The following is a 21,039-nucleotide window of genomic DNA, read 5'->3' as shown; positions in this document are numbered from 1 at the left end:
GCAATTCGTTGGTAGGCTCGATTGGACTCGAACCAACGACCCCCACCATGTCAAGGTGGTGCTCTAACCAGCTGAGCTACGAGCCTAGCGAAGACGCAAGTATAGCATCACTTTCTTTTTGCCTGCAATACCCCCTGCACCTCTTCGATCAGCGACAACGCGCGCTGCAACTGCGTGGCCTCCGCCACCTCCGCGGTGAACTGCATGCGTGCCACGCCCTTGCTCGACAACGTCTTTACGCCGGTAACGTTGATCTTCTCGCGCGACAGCACTTCCGAGATATCGCGCAGCAGCCCTTGCCGGTCGATGGCTTCGACATGGATGTCGACCGGGTAGACCGCGGCATGGCTCTTCTTGCCCCACTCGGTTTGAATGACCCGCTCCGGCGCGCGCGCCGACAGCTGCTGGAAGGTATGGCAGTTGCGGCGGTGGATCGACACCCCGCGTCCGCGCGTGACAAAGCCGACGATATCGTCCGGCGGCGCCGGCTTGCAGCAGCGCGACATCTGCGTCATCAGCGAATCCACGCCCACCACCAGCACGCCGCTCTTGGCGCCGCGCGCCACGCTGGTGGCGCGGCTCTTCTTGGTGACGGCGTCTTCTTCGCTGAGCGGCGCCTGGATTTCGCCTTCCGGGTGGCGCAGCGCGTGCTCGACATGGCGCAGACTGAACTCGTCCTTGGCCACCGCGGCAAACAGGTCGTCGGGCGTCTTGAAGTTCAGCCGCGCGGCCAGGTCTTCCAGCTTGACCGCGGTCTTGCCCTCGCGTTGCAGGGTCTTGTCGATCAGCGCGCGGCCCTGCGCGATGGTCTCCTGCGAATCGAGCGCATTGAACCACGCCCGCACCTTGGCACGCGCGCGGCTGCTGGCCAGGTAGCCAAGCTCCGCGTTGAGCCAGTCGCGCGACGGCCCGCCCTGCTTGACCGCGATGATCTCGACAGTCTGGCCGTTCTTCAGCGTGGTATTCAGCGGCACCATGGTGCCGTCCACGCGTGCGCCGCGACAGCGGTGGCCCAGGTCGCTGTGCAGGTAATAGGCAAAGTCCAGCGGCGTCGCGCCCTGCGGCAGCGCCACCACGCGGGCCTGCGGCGTCAGCACGTAGATGTGGTCGTCGATCGCGGCGTGCTTGAGCTGCTCCCACTCGTCGTGCGCCACGCTGTGGTCGGCATCGTCCTTCCATGCCAGCAGCTGGCGCAGCCAGGCGATTTTCTCGTCGTAGCGCTCGCTGGCGGAGAACTGCCCACCGTAGCCCTTGCTGCCCGCTTCCTTGTAGCGCCAGTGGGCCGCCACGCCGTATTCGGCGAAGTGGTGCATCTCGTGCGTGCGGATCTGCACCTCGAAGGCGCGGCCGTCATCGCCGATCACCACCGTGTGCAGCGACTTGTAGCCGTTGGCCTTGGGGCGCGAGATGTAGTCGTCGAACTCGCGCGGAATGGGCTGCCAGATGTGGTGGACGATACCCAGCACCGTGTAGCAGTCCTTGATATCGTCGACGATCACGCGGAAGGCGCGCACATCGTACAGGTCGGCGAAATCCAGCTCCTTGCCGCGCATCTTCTTCCAGATGCTGTAGATGTGCTTGGGCCGGCCGCTCACCTCGGCACGGATGCCCGCGGCCGTCAGCTCGGACTGCAGCCGCGCGATGGCGCCAGCGATATAGCCTTCGCGCTCGATGCGCTTTTCGTCCAGCAGCCTGGCGATGCGCTTGTAGGTGTCGGGCTGCTCGAAGCGGAACGCCAGGTCTTCGAGCTCCCACTTCATCTGCCAGATACCCAGGCGGTTGGCCAGCGGCGCGTAGATGTCGAGCGTTTCGCGCGCCACGCCCGGAGTCGGCGTGTGCTTGGTCTCGGCCAGCCAGCGCAGCGTCTGCAGCCGCGACGCCAGCCGCACCAGCACCACGCGGATATCCTGCGCGAACGCAAGCAGCATCTTGCGCAGCGCCTCTACCTGTTCGTGGCGCGCCTGCGCCTCGTTCTTCGACGGCGCGGCCGCTTCCACATCAGGGCGATTGCCGGCGATGGCACCGATGCGCAGCAGTTGCCGCACACCATTGACCAGCCGCGCCACTTCTTCGCCGAAGCGCGGCTCGATCTCGGCTTCGGTCTCGGGCACGAATGCCGCCAGCCCGAACAGGCAGGCAGCCGCGCGCGCGGCATCGTCCACGCGCAAGCCATCGAGGATGCGCAGCATCCCCTCGGCGTGCGCCTGCACGGTCTCGCCCGTAGGCAGCGCCACGCCGGCGCCGTGCTCGCGCACGTACGCCAGCGCACGGCCCACCAGTTCAGCATCCGGAATGCCTACGACCCGGCCAGCCAGGTCGGTCGACGTCACCATGTCCCTACGCCTGCTTCAGTTGAGCGCAGCGGTCACCACCACTTCGATCAGGTAATCGGGATTGGCCAGGCGGGCTTCCACCGTGGCGCGCGGGGGCGTGTTGCCTTGCGGCACCCAGGCGTCCCAGACCTCGTTCATCTCGCCGATCAGATCGACATTGGTGAGGAAGATCTGGCACGACAGGATGCGGGTCTTGTCGCTGCCGGCCTCGGCCAGCAGCCGGTCGATATGGCCAAGCACCTCGCGCGTCTGGCCGCGGATATCGGCCTTGGGATCGACCTCGGGCACCTGCCCGGCCAGGTAGACCACGCCGTTGTAGACTGCATATTCGGACAAACGCTTGCCTACGTGGGCGCGCTTCAGTTCAAGGTTACTCATGACAATGCGTTGATCGATAAAAAGACAAAGCCGCCGCGCGATGCGCGCAAACTCACCCGATAAAAAACTGCCGGGCGATCGCGATCTGCGCCGGATCGACAAAGGTTGGCGCATGCCCCACTTCAGGGACTTCCACCGAGCTGACATGCTTGCCGCGCGCCACCATCTCGGCGACGGTCTCGCGCAGCAACAGGTCGGAGTGGGCGCCGCGCACCACCAGCACCGAGGCTTCGATGGCCTCGAAGCTGCGCCACAGCGCGGCCTCGCCCGCCGCCACCGTTTCCGGCGTGGACTTGCGGAAGGGCATGGCCAGCTGCGGGTCGTAATGCAAGCCCCATTCCAGGCCGTCGCCGCCCTGCACCGGCTTCAGGATGGCGGCGTTCAGCTCGCGCCACTGATCCGGCGTGTGGCGGCCGAACGAGGCGCTGATGGTCTGCAGGTAAGCCAGCCCCTCCTCGAAGGTCTTGAAGCGTACCGGCAGGCCCAGGTAGGCACCGATGCGCTCCACCGCCGACGGCGCGATCCTGGGGCCGACGTCGTTCAGCAGCAGCTTGCGCACCGGCGACCCGGGCAGCCCTGCCAGCCCCATGCCGATCAGCCCGCCCATCGAGGTGCCGAACCAGTCCACCTGCTCCACGTTGAGCCGCGCGATCAGCGTGACCATGTCGGACACGTACTGGGGCACGATGTAGCTGTCCGGATTGGCCAGCCATTCCGAGCGACCGCGCCCGACCACGTCTGGGCATATCACGCGATAGTCGCCGCACAGCGCGCTGGCAACGGCATCGAAGTCGCGGCCGGTGCGCGTCAGCCCGTGCGCGCACACCAGCACGCGAGGATTCGCGGGATCCCCCCATTCGTGATAGGCCATGCGGTGCAGGCCCGCCGGACTGATGCACTGGACAAAACCGAGACGCGGACTGGCAGACATCTGGACTCCCTGACGGACCCGGCCGGGACCGCGAAAAAGCGGCGCTGCCGGTGGTTGAGCAAAACTGGATTGTACGCCGCACCGGGTACAATGCCACAGCACACTGTCTGCGCCACCGCACGCGCCCGCACGTCGATGCGTGCCGGTGCGCGGCTGTGCCAGACCAGGCGGTTCCGGCCACCCGGGCCGCCCTTTCCTTCCTGTGGAATCTCTCTCGACGGAGGCTTACATGCTCAAAGGCAAGACCGCTCTGGTAACTGGCTCGACCAGCGGTATCGGGCTTGGCATCGCAAAGGCGCTGGCGGCCCAGGGCGCCAACATCATCGTCAATGGCTTTGGTGACGCGGACGCCGCAAAGAACGAGATCGCGCAGGCCGGCCAGGGCATCCAGGTCGGCTACCACGGCGCGGACATGAGCAAGGCGGCAGAGATCGAGGACATGATGCGCTATGCGCAGGCCGACTTCGGCGGCGCGGACATCCTGGTCAACAACGCCGGCATCCAGCACGTGGCTCCGATCGAGGACTTTCCCGCCGAGCGCTGGGACGCCATCATCGCCATCAACCTGACCTCGGCCTTCCACACCACGCGCCTTGCGCTGCCCGGCATGCGCCAGAAGAACTGGGGCCGCATCATCAATGTTGCCTCGACGCACGGGCTGGTGGCGTCGGCGCAGAAATCGGCCTACGTGGCAGCCAAGCACGGCATCGTCGGCTTCACCAAGGTGACCGCGCTGGAGACCGCCCAGACCGGCGTGACCGCCAACGCGATCTGCCCGGGCTGGGTGCTGACGCCGCTGGTGCAGAAGCAGGTCGAAGCCCGCGCGCAGAAGGAAGGCATCCCGGTCGAGCAGGCCAAGCGCGAACTGGTGTTGGAGAAGCAGCCCTCGGGCGAGTTCGTGACGCCCGATGAACTGGGCGCGCTGGCCGTGTTCCTGTCGTCCGACGCGGCCCGCCAGGTACGCGGCGCGATCTGGAACATGGATGGCGGCTGGGTGGCGCAGTAAGGCGGCGCAGTAAGGCGGCGCAGTAAGGCGGCGCAGTAAGGAGCAACGATGCTACGACGACGTTTTCTCGGCACCCTGGGCGCGCTGGCGCTCGGCACGCTCGCCGTGGGCGTACTGGGGCCCGCGGCCGATGCCTTGGCGCAGGCCAGGCCTCTCGCCATCGAGGTCTACAAGAGCCCGCTGTGCGGCTGCTGCGAGGAATGGGTCAGGCACCTGCGCGCCAACGGCTTCACCGTGACGGTGCATGACGTCGAGGATACCGGCGAGTACCGCAAGCGCTTCGGCATGCCGGAGCGCTTCGGCTCCTGCCATACCGGCTATATCGGCGGCTATGCGATCGAGGGGCACGTGCCGGCAGCCGATATCCGCAAGCTGCTGGCCTCCAAACCCAAGGCGGTCGGGCTGGCGGTGCCGGGCATGCCGGTCGGCTCGCCAGGCATGGAGCAGGGTTCGCGCAAGGATCCCTTCGACGTGCTGCTGGTCAAGGCCGACGGCGCGGCCTCGGTGTTCACCCGCTACAACAAGCCCACGGCCTGACGCGCCACCGCGCCGGATGCGCCGCCGCGCGTCCGGCCTGCCCTACACACCGGCAAGGCTCTCCAGCGCCGCTTCGACTTCCCGCCACACCGCCTCGGTCTCGCCTTCGGTGCATTCGCCATGCTGGCGCTTGACCGCACCCAGCCGGTTCAGCACCAGGTGCCGGTCCGGCACCACGCCCACGTTTGCCAGGCAGGCCTGCACGCACGCCAGCGGGCAGCCGTCCAGCGCCAGGATCGGCCGGCCCGATTGCGCCACGCGCGTCAGGACCGGCACGCCGCCGCCCACGCCGCTGATGCACGACATTTCCGCAAGGCCGCCGCGGTCCAGCCGCACCGCGCAGGCATTGGCCAGTTGCGCCACGCTGGAGCAGCCGGAGCAGGCGTACACCAGTGGCAGGGATCGGGTAAGGGAAGCCGGCATCGCGCACCTTCCGTCAGGACTTGTGTTGGCAGGACCACGCCTGCTGGGAAGCGGCCAGCATAGTGACTTGTGCGGGGGCGGGCCATTCGCCGATAGAGCTAGCCCGCACGGCCGATCGGCATAGTCGGCTCCCCGGCACCAAAGAAAAAGCCCTGTGGCGCAGTGCGCCACAGGGCCCGTCAGGCAATGCCGGAGGCTTGCTTACAGCAGCGGCGCGCCGGTCTTCGCCTGGATTTCCTCGCGGCTGACGCCCGGGGCGGTCTCGACCAGCTTCAGGCCGTCGGCAGTCACGTCAATCACGCCCAGGTCGGTGATGATGCGATTGACCACGCCCACGCCGGTCAGCGGCAGGTTGCACTGCGTCAGGATCTTGATGTCCTCGGTGCCGTCCTTCTTCTTGGCGGTGTGTTCCATCAGCACCACCACACGGCCGACGCCGGCGACCAGGTCCATCGCCCCGCCCATGCCCTTGACCATCTTGCCCGGGATCATCCAGTTGGCCAGGTCGCCCTTCTCGCTGACCTGCATCGCGCCCAGGATGGCCAGGTCGATGTGGCCACCGCGGATCATCGCGAACGAGTCCGCCGACGAGAAGATCGACGAGCCCGGCAGCGTGGTCACGGTCTGCTTGCCGGCGTTGATCATGTCGGCGTCGACTTCTTCCTCGGTCGGGAATGGGCCGATGCCCAGCAGGCCGTTTTCCGACTGCAGCCACACTTCCATGCCTTCCGGCACCCAGTTGGCGACCAGCGTCGGCAGGCCAATGCCCAGGTTGACGTAGAAACCGTCCTGCAGCTCGGCCGCGGCGCGCGCGGCCATTTCGTCACGTGTCCATGCCATGATGGTGTCTCCTTAGCTGGCCGCGCGCACGGTGCGCTGCTCGATGCGTTTCTCGGGATTGGTGTTCAGCACCAGGCGCTTCACGAAAATGCCGGCCAGGTGGATTTCGTCGGGGTCCAGCTCACCGGTCTCGACGATATGCTCGACCTCGGCGATTGTGACCTTGCCCGCCATGGCGCACATCGGGTTGAAGTTGCGCGCGGTGCGGCGGAACACCAGGTTGCCCGCCTTGTCGGCCTTGTACGCCTTGACCAGCGCCACATCAGCCGTCAGCGAACGCTCCATCACATACTGCTCGCCGTCGAACTCGCGGATTTCCTTGCCTTCGGCGACAATGGTGCCGACCCCGGTCTTGGTGAAGAACGCCGGGATGCCGGAGCCGCCGGCGCGCAGCTTCTCGGCCAGCGTGCCTTGCGGGGTGAATTCCAGCTCGAGTTCGCCTGCCAGGTACTGGCGCTCGAATTCCTTGTTCTCGCCCACGTAGGACGAGATCATCTTCTTGATCTGGCGGGTGGCCAGCAGCAGGCCCAGGCCGAAGCCGTCGACGCCGGCATTGTTGGAGATGCAGGTGAGCTGCTTGGCGCCGCTGTCGCGCAACGCGACGATCAGTGCCTCGGGGATGCCGCACAGGCCGAAACCGCCAACGGCGATCGTCTGGCCGTCGCGGACGACGCCTGCAAGCGCTTCTGCGGCGCTGGCGTAGACCTTGTTCATGTTCGCTCCTTCCTCGGTAGTTCCTCGGGGTTCCGCTGTCGTGCTTCCGCCGCCCGCTTGTGCGGTGGGCGACGCAGGGAAATTGTAACGGTACAATCGGCGCAGTCGGCGACGGGCGCCGCCTCTCGTCCGACCGACAGCATACGCAAGCCCCGCCGGCTACGCCATTACGTAAAAATACATAAGCAGATGCCCGCCATCGACTACCAGACCGCTTTCCAGCTCGCGCCCGTGGGCCTGGTGCTGTCACGCGAGCGCGTGATCGAGGACTGCAACGAACAAGTCTGCCGCATCTTCGGCACCACGCGCGAGGCTCTGCTGGGCCAGTCGTTCCAGGTACTCTACCCCACCGCCGACGAGTTCGAGCGCACCGGCGCCCGCATCGCGCCGATCATGAACAAGCATGGCATGTATTCGGACGAGCGCATCATGAAGCGCGCCGGCGGCGAACTGTTCTGGTGCCACGTCACCGGCCGCGCGCTGGATCGCGCGCAACCGCTGGGCGCGGGGATCTGGACCTTTGAAGACCTGTCGCAGAAGCGGCAGGTGACGGCCGAACTGACCGCGCGCGAACGCGAGATCGCGGCGCAGCTGGTGGAAGGGAAGACCAGCAAGCAGATCGGCAAGCTGCTGGCGATCAGCCCGCGCACGGTGGACATTTACCGGGCGCGGCTGATGAAGAAGTATGGGGCGAGTACGTCGGTGGACCTGGTGCAGCGGCTGGTGAACCACTGAGCGCTGCCGGCCGCATCAGCCCTCGATGATCGCCCGGATCTCCGCCGGCACCGGCACCGATTTCTCCACCGCGTAATCACACCACACAACCTTGGCCCCGCCTTCGGCCCACACCACGTCGGGCAGATCGGTGCGCCGGATTTCCATGCGCGTCTCGAAACTGGTGCGCCCCAGTTGCCCCGCATAAACGCGGCACTCGATCTCGCCCGGGTAGCGCAGCTGCTTCAGGAAGGTCATATGCGCATTGATGATGACCGGCCCCTGCCCTTGCGGATCCTTGCCGCCGCGCCCCAGCGACGCGAACCACTCGATGCGCGCCTGCTCCAGGTACTGGAAATAGACGGTGTTGTTGACATGGCCCATCGCATCCATGTCGCCCCACCGGATCGGCATGACCACCGTATAGACGTGTTTCATCAGAACCTCCAATGCAACAGGCCCGCCAACACTGGCGGGCCTGCTTGATGACTTAGCGCTTGGCGATCGCGCCTTCAGCCTTGGTTACCAGGTCGGTGCCGATCTGCTTCTTCCACTTGTCGTAGACCTTGGCGGTCGCCTTGCGGAAGGCGTCATGCTCGGCCGGGGTCAGGTGCGTGACCTTGACGCCGTGCGCTTCCATGTCCTTCCAGGCGGGCGCGCCAGCCTCGGCCAGGCCCTTGCGGGCCAGCGCGATTTCCTGCTTGCCGGCGTCGACGGCGGCCTGTTTGACAATCTCGCGGTCGGCCGGGGTCCAGCTTTCCCAGATCTGCTTGTTGACCACGAAGATCAGCGGGTCAGCCACGTAGCCCCAGGTGGTGACGAACTTCTGGCCCACCGTGTACAGCTTGGCGGCGGCGAACACCGACTGCGGGTTCTCCTGGCCATCGACCGCGCCCGAGGCCATCGCCGGCTGCGCGTCGGCCCAGCTCATCTGGGTCGGGTTGGCGCCCAGCGCGTTGAAGGTCTCGATGTACAGCGGCGAGCCCACCACGCGCAGCTTCAGGCCCTTGAGGTCTTCCGGCTTGCGCAGCTCGCGCTTGGAGTTCGACACCTCGCGGAAGCCGTTCTCGCCCCAGGCCAGCGGCACCACGCCGGCCTTCTCCAGCGTAGAGAAGATCGACTTGCCGACTTCGCCCTGCGTCAGCGCGTCCAGCGCCTTGTAGTCGGGCATCAGGAACGGCAGCGAGAACAGGTTCAGTTCCTTGACCTGCGGCGACCAGTTGATGGTCGAGCCGACCGCCATGTCGATCACGCCCTGGCGGATCGCCGAGAACTCGCGGGTCTGGTCGCCGGCCACCAGCGAGGTGCCCGGGTACAGCTTGATGTTGATGCGGCCGTTGGTGCGCTGCTTCACCAGGTCGGCCCAGATCTCGCCGCCCTTGCCCCACGGGAAGGCCGGGCCGAGCACCAGCGACATCTTGTACTCGGACTTGTAGGTCTGGGCCATCGCGCCGGCGGGGGCGAAGGCGGAAGCGGCAATGGCGGCGGCCGTTGCAAGCATCAGGGCACGACGTTTCATTTCATCTCCTCTCGGGAAAGCGTCAGTTCTTGTTAGTGAATGCGGAAAAGCGTCAACTGCGATAAACGGCGATCAATAACCGAGGTATTCCGGCAGCCAGGTCGCCAGCGGCGGATAGGCCAGCACCATCAGCATGGCGATGAACATCGCCAGCAGCATCCAGATCACCCAGGGCACGGTTTCTTCCATGCGCACGCGGGCGATCCGGCACGACACCATCAGGTTCACGGCCAGCGGCGGCGTGAACTGGCCGAGCGCCACCTTCAGCGTCAGCACCACGCCGAACCACACCGGGTTCCAGTGGAAGGCATTGGCGATCGGCAGCAGCAGCGGCACGAAGATCAGGAAGATCGAGATGCCGTCGAGGAACATGCCGACCGTCATCAGCAGCAACACGATCAGCGCCAGCACGCCGTACTCGCCCAGTCCCGAGGTGGCGATTGCCTGCGCCAGCGGATCGATCACGCCGAGCGTCGACAGCGCATAGGCGAAGATGCCCGCCAGCGCGACCACCAGCAGGATCACCGCCGAGGTTTCAGCCGCTTCCTGGAAGATCGTGAACAGGTCGCGCATGCCGATGCTGCGGTACACCACCATGCCGACGAAGAGGCCGTAGACCACCGCCACCACGGCGGCTTCGGTCGGCGTGAACCAGCCCGCGCGCATGCCGCCAAGGATCAGGAACGGCGCCACCAGCCCCCACGCCGCTTCGCGCAGGCTCTTCCAGAACGGCGGGCGCGGCAGCGCGGCTTCGGCGGCGCCCATGTTGTGCTTGCGCGCCAGCCACACCGCCGGCACGATCAGCGCGACGCCGGCCAGCACGCCGGGGATCATGCCAGCGGCGAACAGCGCCGGCACCGAAGCGCCCGGCACCAGCACGCTGTAGATGATGAAGGCCACCGATGGCGGGATCAGGATGTCGGTCGCGGCCGCCGCGCCGACCACCGCGGCGCTGTACGAGCCGGGATAGCCGGCACGCGACATCGCCGCGATCATCACGCCGCCGACCGCGGCCGCGTTGGCCGGGCCGGAACCGGAAATGCCGCCGAGGAACATCGCCACCAGGATCGCCACCAGCGGCAGCATGCCCGGTCCGCGCCCGACCACGGCAATGGCGAAGGTCACCAGCCGCTGCGCCACGCCGGAACGGTCGAAGATCGACCCCACCAGCACGAACATCGGGATCGCCAGCAGCGGGTACTTGGCCAGCCCGGCGTAGAAGTTCTGCGGCACGGCCAGCAGGCCGAACATCTGGGTATCCAGGTTGGACAGGCCGATCGCGACCAGGCCGCCCAGTCCCAGCGACACGCCGATGGGCACGCCCAGCAGCATCAGGCCGATAAAGACCACGAACAGGATGATGGCAACCAGCGTCATTGCAAACGCTCCTTCTCCATCCGGTTCTCTTCATGCAGCGCCTTGAGCGCACGCACGTTGCGCAACGCCAGGCCCAGCGCGCGCAGGGCAATGCCGGCCGACAGCACCGGCAGCCAGATCGAGTACCACCAGCTCGGCACGCCGATGCCGGGCGAGGTTTCGCCGAAGGTGTACTCATCCCAGGTAATGCGCGCCCCCAGCACCGCCAGCGCGATAAACATCACCGCGACCGCCAGCGCGGACAGGATCGCCAGCCGGCGCTGGCGCGCCGCGCTGCCGCGCTCGAAGAAGAATTCGATGCGGATATTGCGATCGCGTGCCACCGCCGCGCTGCCCGCGACCAGCGCCAGCACGATCATCAGGAAGACCGAGAATTCCTCGGTCCAGGCAAACGACTCGTCGGTGAAATAGCGGACTACCACGTTGGCGAAGGTGATGGCGACCAGCAGCAGCATCACGATCACGCCAATCCAGTCCTCGAGGCGGGGTGAAACCCGGAATTCAGCGTCCTGCGCTTCGTCTGCCGCCTGCGGGATCACCGCGGAATCGACGACGTGTTGCGGCACGGCATTGCGCCGTGCCTCTTCTTGTTGCTCCATCTCCCCGGCCTCCGGTCCAGGGCCGCTTCGGGCCATGCGGCCACTGCGGCATTTTTTGCTTGTATGTAAAGACTTAGTCTAAAGACATGGCGGATTATGCCAAGACTGGCACACCGCGCATGAATTTTCTTTTATCGGAAACTGGAAGCCGCGCTCGGAAGCCCGCCCCAAGGGGACCGGATAAGCCCTGGGTAGGCAATTGCGATGCTCCGCCGCACGCTTGTGGCGCGCGGTCGGAAAGCGGTCGGCGCTGCGCCGGCGGTTGGGCTCAGACCATGCCGTCGTCGGCGGTGATCACGGCGCCATTGATGAATTGCGACTGGTCGGACGCGAGCAGCAACAGCAGGCCGTCCAGATCGTCGGGCTTGCCCAGGCGCTTGCGCGGCAGCATCTGGATCAGTTTCTGGCCGGCGTCCGAATCCCAGTGGTGGTGGTTGATCTCGGTATCGATGTAGCCTGGACAGATGGCGTTGGTATTGATGCCGTGGCGCGCCCATTCCAGAGCCATCGCCTTCGTCATGTGCACCACCGAAGCCTTGCTCATGCAATAGATGCCGATTTGCGACAGCACCTTCAGGCCGGCCACCGACGCGACATTGACGATGCGCGCCTGCGGCAGCGGGCTGCCGTTCTTCTCGGCGCCCTTGGCCCGCGCGATCATGCGCTTGGCGACTTCCTGCGCGACGAAGAAGGCGCCGCGCGTATTGGTGTCGAAGACGAAATCGAAATCGTCGGGCGTGACGTCGGTCAGCTTCTGCGTGGTCGACACGCCCGAGTTGTTGACCAGGATGTCGATCGAGCCGGCTTCGGTTTCCGCATGCGCCACGGCTGCGCGGATGCTGTCCGGATCGGTGACATCCAGCCGCACCACGTGCGCGCTGCCGCCCTCGGCCTCGATCGCCGCGCGCAGTTCCTTGAGACGCTCGGTGCGGCGCGAGGCCAGCACGACCTTGGCGCCAGCGGCCGCCAGGACCGTGGCGAAACGCGAGCCCAGCCCGCTTGACGCGCCGGTGACCAGCGCTACCTTGCCTTCCAGATTGATCGACAAACCCATGATGACCTCTTGTGCGGGCGCCCTTCCAGCCTCTTCGGGTGCGGAAGGCAGCATATCAAAAAAAAGAACGACCGTTCCAAAAAAATCCTTGCCTGTGGGTGGCGAGTCCCGGACAATGCCGGAGATTCTAAGAACTTGGCCTACAAAGGGAAAGAGGGAAAACGAGCGATCCGGCCGGCTATCGGCCGCAAACAGCCGTCAAAATCCCTCCCGACGCCCCGCCGGCGCAAGTTCGAGCACAACGATCACCGCACTTCCCACAATTGCATAGCTAGCAGCAAAGAAATAGAGGGTTAGAGACAATGGATCAGCAACAGCTCCTGGAGCAGTTCGGCCCGCGTGAAGCCATGGAATACGACGTGGTCGTCGTCGGCGGCGGCCCCGCCGGCCTGGCCACGGCCATCCGCCTGAAGCAACTCGCGCAGGAGAAAGGCAGCGACGTCAACGTATGCGTGCTGGAAAAGGGTTCCGAGCCCGGCGCGCATATCCTGTCGGGCGCCATCATGGATCCGCGCGCCCTCAACGAGCTGATCCCGAACTGGAAGGAGCTGGGCGCGCCGCTGAACCAGCCGGTCACCGAAGACAAGTTCCTGTTCCTGAACGAATCGGGCTCCAAGGGCACGCCGCCGGCGCTGCTGCCCGAGTGCTTCCACAACCACGGCAACTACATCATCAGCCTGTCGAACTTCGTGCGCTGGCTGGGGCAGCAGGCCGAGGCGCTGGGCGTCGAGATCTTCCCGGGCTTCCCGGCCGCCGAGGTGCTGTATAACGAAGACGGCTCGGTCAAGGGCGTGGCCACCGGCAACATGGGCATCAGCAAGGAAGGCGAGCCCACCGACAACTTCCAGCTCGGCATGGAACTGCATGCCAAGTACACCATCTTCGCCGAAGGCGCGCGCGGCCACCTGGGCAAGCAGCTGATCGACAAGTTCGGCCTGGATGCCGGCAAGGATCCGCAGAGCTACGGCATCGGCCTGAAGGAATTGTGGGAAATCGACCCGGCCAAGCACAAGCCCGGCCTGGTGGTGCACACCGCCGGCTGGCCGCTCGATCCGGCCACCTACGGCGGCTCGTTCCTGTACCACATGGAAGACAACAAGGTCGCGGTCGGCTTTGTGGTCGGCCTGGACTACACCAACCCGTGGCTGTCGCCGTTCGAGGAATTCCAGCGCTTCAAGACGCACCCGGAAATCCGCCAGTACTTCGAAGGCGGCAAGCGCCTGTCGTACGGTGCGCGCGCCATCACCGCCGGCGGCCTGCTGTCGCTGCCCAAGACCGTGTTCCCGGGCGGCGCGCTGGTCGGCTGCGATGCCGGCTACCTGAACGCCTCGCGCATCAAGGGCAGCCACGCCGCGATCAAGACCGGCATGCTGGCCGCCGAGGCCGCCTATGACGCCCTGCAGGGCGGCCGCCAGCACGACGAGCTGACCGCCTACCCCGCCGCGTTCGAGCAGAGCTGGCTGTACAAGGAGCTGCTGCAGGCCAAGAACTTCAAGCAGTGGTTCAAGAAGGGCCGCACCACCGCGACGCTGATGACCGGCATCGAGCAATGGCTGCTGCCCAAGCTCGGCATCCGCAACCCGCCCTGGACCATCCACCGCGTCAAGCCGGACCATGTGTACCTGAAGCCGGCGGCCGAGTGCGAGAAGATCGTCTACCCGAAGCCGGACGGCAAGCTGACCTTCGACCGCCTCAGCTCGGTGTTCATCAGCAACACCAACCACGAGGAAAACCAGCCGGCGCACCTGACGCTGAAGGACGCCAGCGTGCCGGTCAGCATCAACTGGGACAAGTTCGCCGGCCCCGAGTCGCGCTACTGCCCGGCGGGTGTGTACGAGTTCGTGCAGGACGAGGCCACGGGCAAGGAACGGCTGCAGATCAACGCGCAGAACTGCGTGCACTGCAAGACCTGCGATATCAAGGACCCGACGCAGAACATCGTGTGGGTCACGCCGGAAGGCGGCGGCGGTCCGAACTACGTCGGCATGTAAGGCCTCCGGCGCGGCAAGCGCCTGGCGCATGGAACGGCACCGGTTTCCCGGTGCCGTTTTTTATTGGCGCGCGGCGCGCCGCGCGGCCATCGCCTGGTCCATCACTTCGGCCTGCAGCGCCTCGCCTGGACTGCTGAAGGCCTGCTGGCGCAGCGTTTCCAGCTGCTGCCGGCGATCCTGCGCGGACAGGCCCGCAAAGGTTTCGATCCGGGCGCGCCTGGCTGCGTAGTCGTCATAGCGCTGCTGCCATGCCTGCTCGACCAGCGCCTGCTGCTGGTAGCGCTGCGCCAACTCCGCGCCATATGCCGCAGCCAGCGCCGCGCCGATTTCCTGCGTGCTGCGGCCGGCCGATTGCATGCCGGCGATGGTGTCGCCGATCGCCTGCGGCCGCGCGCCGGCTTCGCGCACCGCGCGCAGCGGCCCGGGCAGCGCGGCATCGAGTGCCGCCAGCTGGCGTTCCCGTTCGGCCGGGTCGAAGCCCACCTGCGCCGCAACATCCAGGCGCCCGAGCATGGCGTCGTCATAGGCCTGTTCGTCGCCAAACCAGATCGCCGCGACATCCGGCAGCAGTCGCTGCCGGGCCGCATTGCGGCTGGCCAGCAAGGCGCGCAAGCGCTGCATTGACCCCGAATCCAGGGCTCCGTCCGCGGGGTCGCCCATGGGCTTCTGCGCGGCGTGCGGCTGCACCTCGGCAAGGTAGCCAAGGTAGCGCCGCCACAGCTGCCACGCCTGCCCCGCGGCCGGCTCCGGCACGCGGCGGCGGATGTCGTCGTACACCAGCGCGTCCAGCGCCTCGGCGCCGGCATCGTGGCGCGCGCTGAGGAAGTAATCGAAATAGGTGCGCAGCGCGCGGGTCACGCGCACGTTGCCCTTGTCATCGGTCTCGGGACCGGCGGGCACATCGGTGCCCGCCAGCGACGGCATCACGGCAATGGCACGCCCCTGGGCAGGGCCTGGCGTTGCCGCGGCGGCCAGCGATGGCCCTGCGTCCGCTTCCGGCGCTGCCCGCTTCGCGGCCACCGGCGCAGCCGGCATCGTCGCCCAGTACACCGCCACCGCCGCGGGTATGGCCGGCAGCAATGCCAGCCATGTCCGCGTGCTGCGCTCAGAGCTGGTCATTACGCAGGCGGTTGGCGTGATTGAGGATCACCGTGCGCGGATCGACATCCTGGTACAGGCCGGCCATCTGGTTGACCTCGTCCAGGTGGTTCCAGTAGTAGCCGGTGGCCAGTACCCGCCCCCACTTGCTGCTGCACACCGACACCAGCCCGTCGTTGGGGCCGGCGCCCTTCAGGTCCATGATGCCGGCCGAGGCCGCCATCGGCAGCGTGGTCGGGTCCAGCAGGTTGGAGCGCAGCAGGCTGACCGGCCCGCCCTGCCCGGTCCACGAATACGCTGCCTGTGTGTGGGTGACGAGATTGCCCGCGGCATCGCGCGCCTGGCGCTGCTCGAACGCGGCGCCGGGCGTGGCGCAATCCGGGCCGAGCGCGGACTGCGCGCCCGGCGCCAGCGTGGCGTCGAGACGGGCATTCTGCTCGGCAGCACCCTGCGTGGTCAGGATCTTCAGCGAGGCCAGCGCATCCTGGTCCAGCGCCTGGCCGTTGCCGATCCCGTTGAACCAGCCGATGGTATCGAACACGCCCTGGATGATGCCGACCAGCACCGGGCCGGCGACCGGAATGCCTTGCACGCCGTTGATCAGGTCCAGCACGGTGTCGGCGACCTGGCTGCCGCGATGCGGGCTGCCGATGGTTGTGACCGAGGCGACGTCCTGCGGCGACATCGCGGCCAGCATGCGCGAGGTCGGGCCGCCCTGGCTGTGGCCGATCAGGTTGACCTTGTCGGCACCGGTTTCCAGCTTGACCGCGCGCACATAGGCCTGCAGCGCCAGCGCGCGTTCGGCATCGCTGTTGAACGACGGCACCGTGGCCACGTAGACACGCGCGCCGTTGGCACGCAGCAGTTCGGGGATGCCGTACCAGTAATCGAGCACGCCGCCCATCTTCGCCGCGCCGGTCAGGCCGTGGACCAGCACGATCGGGTATCGGGTGCTGGCATACCCGGCCACGGTCGCGGCCGTGAGCGCGGCCTTGGCCGTGGCGGGCCAGGCGATGGCCGCCGCCATGGCAAGCGCCGCGGCGGCGCCGGCAGCGCGGCGCGCCATCGTCAGGAATGCTGCGCGCAGGCTGCGCCCGCACGCGTGGCCGTAGCCACGGGGTCCGCTGTGCTGCATCTTGTCTCCTCGGTGGTGGTTGTTTTTTTGCTGGAAGCAGTAAATGCGCCCCACCGGATGAAGACAATCAAAACATTAGCGGAAACCCTCCAAACGCCCGCAACACAGACTTGTTCCCGCCGGCTACAGCGGAACGGCTACAGCGGCAGGCGCGTCGTGGACAGCAGCTGTTCGTAGATGTAGCACTGCAGCAGCGCCATCTCGCGCTCTGCCAGCAGGTCGAAGGCCACGCCGAAGGCAGGGAAATCGCCATCGTCCTGGCCGACCGCGCCGGGTGCCGCCCTGACCCAGCCGTCGACGATGACCTCGCTGTCGAACGACGCGGCCCGGAGCTGGAAACGCAGCCGCACGCGGCTGCCCGGCGCGGGCGACGGCGCCGTGGTCTGCACCAGCGCGCCGCCGGTGCTGAGGTCGGACAGCAGCGCCAGCCGCGCCGTGCCTGCCCGCACCGCGCCGCACACGCCATGATCGCCGTCGTCGTCTTCCGGGGGCTCGGTCAGGTATGCCGCCAGCCGCGTCGGCACCCGCGCCGCCTTGCGGACCGGGGTCGCGTGCAGGTTGGCCGGCGCCGACAGCACCAGGTAGCGAAACGGACTGCGGCAGACGGCGGTGATGGTCGAGGTAAAGCTGTGGATCGCCTGTCCGGAGAAGCCGCGCAGCAGCACAGTGTCGCCCGCCTGCAGCGGCAGGTCGCGCCCGCCCAGCTGCGGCCAGGTCACGAACAGCCCCTGCTCGATAAAGCCGATCAGGCGGCTGGCGGCGGCGCGTGCGGACTCGCCTTCATGCTTGATGTGGAGCAGCGTGCCGACCTGCAGGCCGAGCGGACCGGGCATCGAGCGAGTGCCGGCATCGGCATCGGCATCGCTGCCGTAGTCGCTGTCGCCACTGTCGCTGCCATTGCCGGCACGGCAGAGCACGCCGTGCCGGAACACCAGCGCAAGGTCGCGCGCATCGGGGATGACGCTGCCGCTGCCGAGCACCAGATTGCCGTCGCCGTCGAGCAGTGACCAGGGCAGCGGGTGTCCGACCGGGAGATCGTTGGGAGTGAGCTGGATCATGGCTGTTTGCAAAGGGCCCCGCGTTTGTCGCCGCGCGCGGTGCATGGCAAACCCACGGCGGAGCTGCCGGGCAGTATCCGCCACCTGTATCCGGGTTCTATCGGCCGCGGGCCGCAGAAGTTGAGCGAATACCGACGGGGCTAGGTCGCCATGTGTAGCACCGGACATTTGCGGAAAACTTGACGCGGGACAACTTCAGCACCACAATCGCACAAAGCTGTCTGACAGCCTGACATATATACCCATGACCCTGCACCGCCCGGCCTCGCTGGCCAGTCGCATTGCCCAGTCCCTGCACGACGACATCCTCGCCGGCCGCTACGCCGCGGGCGCACGCCTGCCCGCCGAAGCAAGCCTGGCCGACACCTTCGGCGTGAGCCGGCCGATCGTGCGCGAAGCCATCGCCCAGCTCAAAGCCGACGGCGTGCTGGTCACGCGCAAGGGCTCTGGCGCCTATGTTTCGGACACTCCCGGCGGCCAGGCCTGGCGCGTGGCGAGCGCGCCGGATGGCGGCCCCACGCTGGCGCAGCTTTTCGAGTTGCGCCGCGTGGTCGAAACCGCCTGCGCCGAGATGGCGGCCGAGCGCCGCACCACGGCCGATGTCGACGCGATCCGCGCCGCGCTCGCTGCCATGCAGGCGCAGGCCGACGGCCATGGCGACATGGCCAGCGCAGCCGCCGCCGACATGGCGTTCCACCACGCCATCGCCGAAGCCGCGCACAACCCCTGCTTCACCGGCCTGACCGATTTCGTCAGCCAGCAGATGCTGGCGGCACGCCAGCGCGCGTGGGAGAACACCGCGCGGCTCGGCGCCGCCACCGGCGCCCCGCGCGCCGCCGACACCGAGCACACGGCGCTGGCCGACGCGATCGCCGCCGGCAATGCCACGGCGGCGCGCGAGGCCGCGCAGCGGCACCTGTCCGCGGCGGCCGCGCGGCTGGGCCTGGCGGTCTGAGTCCCGCCACACAGCAACCAGCACTGCAACAAACCACAGCAAACCACAGCAACAAGGAAACGAGCATGGAAAAGGTGGACTGCGTCGTCATCGGCGCCGGTGTCGTAGGACTGGCAGCCGCGCGCGCCCTTGCGCTGCAGGGCCGCGAGGTGATCATCCTGGAAGCCGAGAACGCCTTCGGCACCATCACCAGCGCGCGCAACAGCGAAGTCATCCACGCCGGCATCTACTATCCCGCCGGTTCGCTGAAGGCAGAGTTGTGCGTACGCGGCAAGGCCATGCTGTACGACTACTGCGCCACGCACCACGTGGCGCACCAGCGCTGCGGCAAGCTGATCGTCGCCACCAGCGCGGCGCAGGTGGCCACGCTCGACGGCATCCGCGCCAAGGCGGCGGCCAACGGCGTCGACGACCTGCGGCTGCTCTCGCGCGACGAAGCGCAGGCGCTGGAGCCGCAGCTGCAATGCCATGCCGCGCTGCTGTCGCCCTCCACCGGCATCGTCGACAGCCACGGCCTGATGACCGCGCTGCTGGGCGATGCCGAAAACGCGGGTGCAATGCTGGCGGTGCAGTCGCCGGTGCTGGGCGGCGCGATCACGGCGGACGGGATCCGGCTGGAAGTGGGCAGCGAGGATGGCAGCGCCACCACACTGCTGGCGCGCACGGTGGTGAACTCGGCCGGCCTGACCGCGCCGGAACTGGCGCGCCGCCTCGACGGCATGCCGCAGGCCCATATCCCGCCGCAGTACTACGCCAAGGGCTGCTATTTCACGCTGGCCGGGCGCGCGCCGTTCTCACGGCTGATCTACCCGGTGCCCGAAGCCGCCGGCCTGGGCGTGCACCTGACGCTGGACCTCGGCGGCCAGGCGCGCTTCGGCCCCAACGTGCGCTGGATCGACGATATCGAGTACAGCGTCGACCCGGCCGATGCCGACAGCTTCTATGACGAGGTACGCCGCTACTGGCCGGGACTGGCCGACGGCGCGCTGCAGCCGGGCTATGCCGGCATCCGCCCGAAGATCAGCGGCCCGCACGAGCTGGCGGCGGACTTCCGCATCGACGGCCCCGCCGTGCACGGCGTGCCGGGGCTGGTTCACCTGTTCGGCATCGAGTCGCCGGGGCTGACTTCGTCGCTGGCGATCGCCGAGCGCGTCTGCGCCGCGCTGGCCTGAAGCGCATCGCCGCCTGCCGCGCCCTCCGCGCGGAAGCTCATCGCCGCGCAGAAGGCGCCGGCCGCCGCGGCCACGGCGGCCAGCCCGAAGGTGTGTTCGGGCGCCAGCGCATTCCACGTCCACCCCATCACCAGCCCGCCGAGCGTGCCGCCGACGCCGTAGGAAATGCCCGTGTACAGCGCCTGCCCGCGCCCCTGCAGCGGCCCGGCGAACCATGCCTGCAGCCGCTTCAGGCTGGCGCTGTGGTGCGCGGCGAAGGTCGCCGCGTGCAACACCTGCACCAGCGCCATCAGCCAGGCGAACTGCGCGAAGTAGCCGGTCAGGCCGAAGCGGACGGCCGCCAGCACGAACGTACCCGCCAGGATGGTGCGCAGCGCGAAGCGCGCGAACAACAGGCCCTGGTAATAGAAGAAGACAATCTCGGCGACCACGCCGATGGTCCACATCACGCCGATGGCGAACTTGCTGTAGCCAAGCTTCTCCAGCCACAGCGAATAGAACACGTACAGCGCGGCGTGCGCGAACATCATCAGGAAAGCCGACGCCAGGAACCACGCCACGTCCGGCCGGCGCAGCAGCGGCAACGCGCGCGGCGCGGGCATGCGCGGCCCGTCGTCGGCGGCATCGCGCATGGTCAGCACCACGCCCGCCAGGATCGCCAGCAGGCCGCTTGCCACCCACGGAAAGGCGCGCATCCCGGCCGCCTCGAACAGCGCGCCGCCGGCCAGCACCGCGCCGATAAAGCCGACCGAGCCGAACATGCGGATACGGCCATAGCTATGGTCGAAGGCGCCGTGGCGGCGCAGCGTGGAGATGGTGAGGGCATCGCCCAGCGGCGACATCGCGCTGGTGAGCAGGCTCAGCGTCAGCATCATCGCCATCATGCCGCCGTAGCTGCCCACGCCGGGCAGCATCAGGAACGCCAGCAGCGAGGTGAACGCGCTCACGCGCAGGATGCGCACGCGCGTGTGCATCACGTCGGACAGCCAGCCCCACAGGTAGGGCCCGACGATGCGGCTGACCTGGAAGCTGGCCATCAGCACGCCGATCTGCACCGGATCGAAGCCGCGATCGGCGAAATACAGGCTCACGTACGGCGAGATGACGCCGACGTAGCCGTAGTAGCCGAGGTAGAAGAGCCCGAAGCGGGCGTAGTCCGGGCGCGCGGCGCCCGTTGCGCCGCCAGCCCCAGGGAAGGCGCTCAA

At 67.4% G+C, this 21,039-nt stretch carries 21 protein-coding genes and 1 tRNA gene; 6 read left to right on the top strand and 16 right to left on the bottom strand.

All coding sequences use genetic code 11. The features are described 5' to 3' along the window. Nucleotides 1-9 precede the first annotated feature (9 nt). The 4 genes from VSR71_RS07620 to VSR71_RS07605 form a co-directional block, all read right to left on the bottom strand. Nucleotides 10-86: transfer RNA gene (locus tag VSR71_RS07620), tRNA-Val, on the bottom strand. Between the two features lie 21 nt (nt 87-107). Next, nucleotides 108-2,333: a bifunctional (p)ppGpp synthetase/guanosine-3',5'-bis(diphosphate) 3'-pyrophosphohydrolase gene (locus VSR71_RS07615; RefSeq protein WP_342913296.1), complete on the bottom strand. Its 2,226-nt coding sequence runs from the start codon at nt 2,331-2,333 to the stop codon at nt 108-110. A gap of 15 nt (nt 2,334-2,348) precedes the next feature. After that, nucleotides 2,349-2,711: a RidA family protein gene (locus tag VSR71_RS07610; RefSeq protein ID WP_063238517.1), complete on the bottom strand. Its 363-nt coding sequence runs from the start codon at nt 2,709-2,711 to the stop codon at nt 2,349-2,351. 52 nt (nt 2,712-2,763) lie between these two features. Beyond that, nucleotides 2,764-3,642, bottom strand: coding sequence for an alpha/beta hydrolase (locus VSR71_RS07605; protein ID WP_342913295.1), 879 nt, complete (start codon nt 3,640-3,642; stop codon nt 2,764-2,766). A 229-nt stretch (nt 3,643-3,871) separates the two neighbouring features. Here VSR71_RS07605 and VSR71_RS07600 point away from each other — a divergent pair, with 229 nt between their 5' ends. Then, nucleotides 3,872-4,648 (top strand): 3-hydroxybutyrate dehydrogenase, encoded by a 777-nt coding sequence (locus VSR71_RS07600; protein ID WP_342913294.1) that lies wholly within the window; start codon nt 3,872-3,874, stop codon nt 4,646-4,648. A 48-nt stretch (nt 4,649-4,696) separates the two neighbouring features. Beyond that, nucleotides 4,697-5,185 carry a DUF411 domain-containing protein gene (locus VSR71_RS07595; protein ID WP_342913293.1) on the top strand — a complete coding sequence of 163 codons (489 nt, stop codon included), beginning with the start codon at nt 4,697-4,699 and terminating at the stop codon, nt 5,183-5,185. A 42-nt stretch (nt 5,186-5,227) separates the two neighbouring features. Here VSR71_RS07595 and VSR71_RS07590 read toward each other — a convergent pair whose 3' ends face one another. The 3 genes from VSR71_RS07590 to VSR71_RS07580 all read right to left on the bottom strand — a co-directional run bounded on the left by VSR71_RS07590 (nt 5,228) and on the right by VSR71_RS07580 (nt 7,162). Beyond that, nucleotides 5,228-5,608 (bottom strand): putative zinc-binding protein, encoded by a 381-nt coding sequence (locus VSR71_RS07590; protein ID WP_342913292.1) that lies wholly within the window; start codon nt 5,606-5,608, stop codon nt 5,228-5,230. 201 nt (nt 5,609-5,809) lie between these two features. After that, nucleotides 5,810-6,448: a CoA transferase subunit B gene (locus tag VSR71_RS07585; protein ID WP_342913291.1), complete on the bottom strand. Its 639-nt coding sequence runs from the start codon at nt 6,446-6,448 to the stop codon at nt 5,810-5,812. Between the two features lie 12 nt (nt 6,449-6,460). After that, complete coding sequence (locus tag VSR71_RS07580) at nt 6,461-7,162, bottom strand: CoA transferase subunit A (protein ID WP_342913290.1); 702 nt, start codon at nt 7,160-7,162, stop codon at nt 6,461-6,463. A 189-nt stretch (nt 7,163-7,351) separates the two neighbouring features. Here VSR71_RS07580 and VSR71_RS07575 point away from each other — a divergent pair, with 189 nt between their 5' ends. Then, nucleotides 7,352-7,897, top strand: a complete 546-nt coding sequence (locus VSR71_RS07575) for a PAS and helix-turn-helix domain-containing protein (RefSeq protein WP_342913289.1) — start codon at nt 7,352-7,354, stop codon at nt 7,895-7,897. Nucleotides 7,898-7,912: 15 nt separating this feature from the next. Here VSR71_RS07575 and VSR71_RS07570 read toward each other — a convergent pair whose 3' ends face one another. From VSR71_RS07570 to VSR71_RS07550, 5 genes are all read right to left on the bottom strand, one after another. Then, complete coding sequence (locus VSR71_RS07570; protein ID WP_342913288.1) at nt 7,913-8,314, bottom strand: acyl-CoA thioesterase; 402 nt, start codon at nt 8,312-8,314, stop codon at nt 7,913-7,915. A gap of 52 nt (nt 8,315-8,366) precedes the next feature. Beyond that, nucleotides 8,367-9,395, bottom strand: a complete 1,029-nt coding sequence (locus VSR71_RS07565) for a DctP family TRAP transporter solute-binding subunit (RefSeq protein ID WP_342913287.1) — start codon at nt 9,393-9,395, stop codon at nt 8,367-8,369. 72 nt (nt 9,396-9,467) lie between these two features. Then, nucleotides 9,468-10,772, bottom strand: a complete 1,305-nt coding sequence (locus tag VSR71_RS07560) for a TRAP transporter large permease (protein WP_207951277.1) — start codon at nt 10,770-10,772, stop codon at nt 9,468-9,470. Then, nucleotides 10,769-11,371, bottom strand: coding sequence for a TRAP transporter small permease (locus tag VSR71_RS07555; RefSeq protein WP_342913286.1), 603 nt, complete (start codon nt 11,369-11,371; stop codon nt 10,769-10,771). The genes VSR71_RS07560 and VSR71_RS07555 overlap by 4 nt, the downstream gene beginning before the upstream one ends. Nucleotides 11,372-11,639: 268 nt before the next feature. Further along, entirely contained in the window at nt 11,640-12,425 is a 786-nt protein-coding gene (locus tag VSR71_RS07550) for an SDR family oxidoreductase (protein ID WP_029049693.1), read from the bottom strand. 302 nt (nt 12,426-12,727) lie between these two features. Between VSR71_RS07550 and VSR71_RS07545 the strand changes: the two genes are divergently transcribed. Beyond that, nucleotides 12,728-14,416: an electron transfer flavoprotein-ubiquinone oxidoreductase gene (locus VSR71_RS07545; protein WP_342913285.1), complete on the top strand. Its 1,689-nt coding sequence runs from the start codon at nt 12,728-12,730 to the stop codon at nt 14,414-14,416. A gap of 60 nt (nt 14,417-14,476) precedes the next feature. On the opposite strand, the gene VSR71_RS07540 is transcribed toward VSR71_RS07545, so the two are convergent. From VSR71_RS07540 to VSR71_RS07530, 3 genes are all read right to left on the bottom strand, one after another. After that, the gene (locus VSR71_RS07540) at nt 14,477-15,535 is read right to left on the bottom strand and encodes a lipase secretion chaperone (RefSeq protein WP_342913284.1); all 1,059 of its coding nucleotides are present in this window, start codon (nt 15,533-15,535) and stop codon (nt 14,477-14,479) included. Continuing rightward, entirely contained in the window at nt 15,522-16,649 is a 1,128-nt protein-coding gene (locus VSR71_RS07535) for a triacylglycerol lipase (protein ID WP_342913283.1), read from the bottom strand. Before VSR71_RS07535 ends, VSR71_RS07540 begins: the two co-directional genes overlap by 14 nt. A gap of 137 nt (nt 16,650-16,786) precedes the next feature. Continuing rightward, nucleotides 16,787-17,707, bottom strand: a complete 921-nt coding sequence (locus VSR71_RS07530) for a flagellar brake protein (RefSeq protein ID WP_342913282.1) — start codon at nt 17,705-17,707, stop codon at nt 16,787-16,789. 244 nt (nt 17,708-17,951) lie between these two features. Between VSR71_RS07530 and VSR71_RS07525 the strand changes: the two genes are divergently transcribed. Both VSR71_RS07525 and VSR71_RS07520 read left to right on the top strand, forming a co-directional pair. After that, nucleotides 17,952-18,662: a FadR/GntR family transcriptional regulator gene (locus tag VSR71_RS07525; RefSeq protein ID WP_342913281.1), complete on the top strand. Its 711-nt coding sequence runs from the start codon at nt 17,952-17,954 to the stop codon at nt 18,660-18,662. A gap of 65 nt (nt 18,663-18,727) precedes the next feature. Continuing rightward, nucleotides 18,728-19,834 (top strand): NAD(P)/FAD-dependent oxidoreductase, encoded by a 1,107-nt coding sequence (locus VSR71_RS07520; RefSeq protein ID WP_342913280.1) that lies wholly within the window; start codon nt 18,728-18,730, stop codon nt 19,832-19,834. Here the strand turns inward: VSR71_RS07520 and VSR71_RS07515 are convergent. Continuing rightward, on the bottom strand, nt 19,756-21,039 hold the full coding sequence (locus tag VSR71_RS07515) for an MFS transporter (protein ID WP_342913279.1): 1,284 nt from the start codon (nt 21,037-21,039) through the stop codon (nt 19,756-19,758). The genes VSR71_RS07520 and VSR71_RS07515 overlap by 79 nt on opposite strands.

It is taken from the genome of Cupriavidus oxalaticus (genome assembly GCF_038900635.1).
Lineage (GTDB): Bacteria > Pseudomonadota > Gammaproteobacteria > Burkholderiales > Burkholderiaceae > Cupriavidus > Cupriavidus oxalaticus_B.
Note: the sequence above shows the minus strand (reverse complement) of the source record. Positions and strands in the feature narration are given on the sequence as shown.